3 protein-coding genes are annotated in these 2,763 nt (G+C 66.4%); all 3 read left to right on the top strand.

What is annotated here, in order from left to right; all coding sequences use genetic code 11:
- Window positions 1–1,020, top strand: a 1,020-nt coding sequence (gene glgP, locus Q4C89_RS13610; protein WP_303103165.1) for an alpha-glucan family phosphorylase, incomplete at its 5' end; no start/stop codon positions are given.
- 182 nt (window positions 1,021–1,202) lie between these two features.
- Window positions 1,203–2,042, top strand: coding sequence for an ABC transporter permease (locus tag Q4C89_RS13605; RefSeq protein WP_303103164.1), 840 nt, complete (start codon window positions 1,203–1,205; stop codon window positions 2,040–2,042).
- Window positions 2,039–2,761: an ABC transporter ATP-binding protein gene (locus tag Q4C89_RS13600; RefSeq protein ID WP_303103163.1), complete on the top strand. Its 723-nt coding sequence runs from the start codon at window positions 2,039–2,041 to the stop codon at window positions 2,759–2,761. The genes Q4C89_RS13605 and Q4C89_RS13600 overlap by 4 nt, the downstream gene beginning before the upstream one ends.
- Window positions 2,762–2,763 lie beyond the last annotated feature (2 nt).

The raw sequence follows: 2,763 nt of genomic DNA, 5'->3' as shown, positions 1-2,763 counted from the left end.
CTCACCATCGGCTTTGCCCGTCGCTTTGCCACCTACAAGCGGGCCACGCTGCTGCTGCGCGACAAAAAGCGCCTCGCCGCCATCGTCAACAACCCCGAGCGCCCCGTGCAGTTCGTCTTCGCGGGCAAGGCGCATCCCGCTGACAACCCCGGCAAGGCATTTATTCAGGAGATTTACCGCGTCAGCCAGGAACCCGAATTCAAGGGCAAAATCGTGATTCTGGAAAATTACGACATGAACGTGGCCCGCCATCTGGTGCAGGGCGTGGACATCTGGCTGAACAACCCGCGCCGCCCGCTGGAGGCTTCGGGAACGAGCGGCATGAAGGCCAGCTTCAACGGCTCACCCAACTTCAGCGTGCTGGACGGTTGGTGGCGCGAAGGCTACGACGGCACCAACGGCTGGCCGATTGGCGAGGAGCGCGAATACGCCGACCTGAACGTGCAGGACGACGCCGACGCCTTCGACCTGTACCAGCGTCTGGAACACGAAATCGCCCCGCGCTACTACGGCAGCGGCGAGGGCAAGGAAAGCTGGGCGCACACCGTTCGCGATTCCATCGAGACCGTCAGCCCGCGCTTTTCCATGCAGCGTCAGGTGATTGACTATGTACGCCAGTACTACATTCCCCTGTCGGTGCGCGGGGGCAAAATGAAGGAGAACGGCAGCACCCGCGCCCGCGAAATCGCCGCCTGGAAAGCCTGGGTGCGCCAGCAGTGGCCCCACACCAGCATCAGCGCCCAAGCCAACCTGCCCGCCACCGCGCAGCCTGGGCAGAAGGTCACGGTGACCGCGCAGGTCAACCCCGCAGGCATTCGCCCGGAAGAAATCCGCGTGGAAGCGGTGCTCAAGCGTGGCAGCGAAGTGCAGCGTTTCCCGCTGACCCACGGCGAAGGCCACACCTACAGCGCCGACATCCCGCTGGACGACAGCGGCCTCTACTCGGTCGGCGTGCGGATGCTGCCGCTGATTGAGGGCCTCAGCAATGACCTGGAAGCAGGGCTGATGAAGTGGGCGTGAGTGACCCCTCACCCCTAGCGGTGCTAGGCCCTCTCCCCTGGTAGAGGGTCGGGAAAGAAGAAGCGGAGGGCCGTCAATGCCTCCGCTTCTTCTTTTTGCCATCTGCCATCGGCCTTCAGCCATCCGCCCCCATCTAAGCAGTCTCCCCTCCCCAAGGCCCAAATAGTGTACCTTTTTGGTCAATGATTCCGACGCCTTCCCTTTCCAATCCGGGGCTGCCCAAGCGCGCTGGCCCCTCGCGCTGGCAGGTGCTCGGCTGGCAACTGGGCGGCCTGCTGCTGATTCTGGGCCTCTGGTGGCTGGTGACCGACAAGTTGCAGCTCTACCCGCCCTACGTATTCCCTGGCCCGACTGCGGTCTGGACAGAGATTTCCTACGGGTTGTGGGGCACCGGGCCGCAGGACGGCAAACTGCTGGCGGCCATCGGTGGGAGCCTGCGCCGGGTGCTGACCGGGTACATAGCGGCGGTGGCGCTGGGTGGAATAGTCGGCCTGCTGATGGGCGCGTGGTGGCCCCTGCGGGCGACGCTGGGCGCGTACCTGACCGGAGTGCAGAGCGTGCCGAGCATCGCCTTCGTGCCGTTCGCCATTCTGTTTTTCGGCCTGAATGAGCGGGCGGTGCTGGCGGTGGTCATTCTGGAAGGGTTCATTCCGGTGGCGCTGGCGGTGTCGGGCGCGCTGCTGAACGTGCCGCCTGCCCTGCGAACGGCGGGCCGCACCCTGGGCGCGAGTGGGCTGGGGCTGCTGCTGCGGGTGTCGCTGCCTGCCGCGCTGCCCAACGTATTGAGCGGCCTGCGAACCGCCTGGAGTTTCGCGTGGCGGGCACTGGTCGGCGGCGAACTGCTGATTGCCGGAGTGGGGAGCCTGGGCGAGCAGCTCGAAGTCGGGCGCAATACCGCCAACGTCGCGCTGGTGCTGTCCACCATCCTGATTATCGGGGTGATCGGCGGCCTGTTCGACGCGCTGCTGCGGCTGGTTGAGGGCCGGGTGCGCCGCAACTACGGCCTGGAGGGAAGCGCATGACGGCTCGCGGCGGACTGGGCCAGAGCCTCGACCTGAGCGGCGTGACTTACCGCTATGGGCACGGCGGCGTCATGGGAGGCGCGGGCGTCGGCCCCCTGAACCTGCACGTGCAACCCGGCGAATTTCTTTGCGTCGTGGGGCCGTCGGGCAGCGGCAAAAGCACCCTGCTGTCGCTGCTGTCGGGCTTCTTGCGTCCGCAACAGGGTGAAATCCGGCTGGGCGGCGAGGTCGTGGATGGGCCGCACCCGGCCTTGACCCTGGTGCAGCAGGAAGCGGCCCTGTTTCCCTGGCTGACGGTGGGCGGCAACGTAGGCTTCGGGCTGCGCGGTCTGAAGCGACAGGAGCAGCAGGAGCGAATTGCCGAGGCGCTGCGCCTGGTCGGCCTCAGCGGTTACGAGGCGCGGCGGCCCCACGAACTGTCGGGCGGGCAACGTCAGCGCGTCAGCATTGCCCGTGCCCTGGCTGTCCGTCCGGGGCTGCTGCTGCTGGACGAACCGTTCAGTGCGCTCGACCACGCCACCCGCACCACGCTGGCCGACGAACTGCTGGCGATTTGGTGGCAGCAAAAAATCACGGTGGTCTTCGTGACGCACCAGCTCGACGAGGCGCTGCACCTCGGTCAGCGGGTGGTCGCCCTGCACGGCGGCGCGGTGGCGCTGGATGCCCCCAGCAAATCGCTGAGTGTGGGCGAACTGAAACGGGTGCTGCAGGAGGCGTAGGG

Source organism: Deinococcus sp. (assembly GCF_030523985.1).
Lineage (GTDB): Bacteria > Deinococcota > Deinococci > Deinococcales > Deinococcaceae > Deinococcus.
This window is presented reverse-complemented; position numbering and strand designations above follow the sequence as displayed.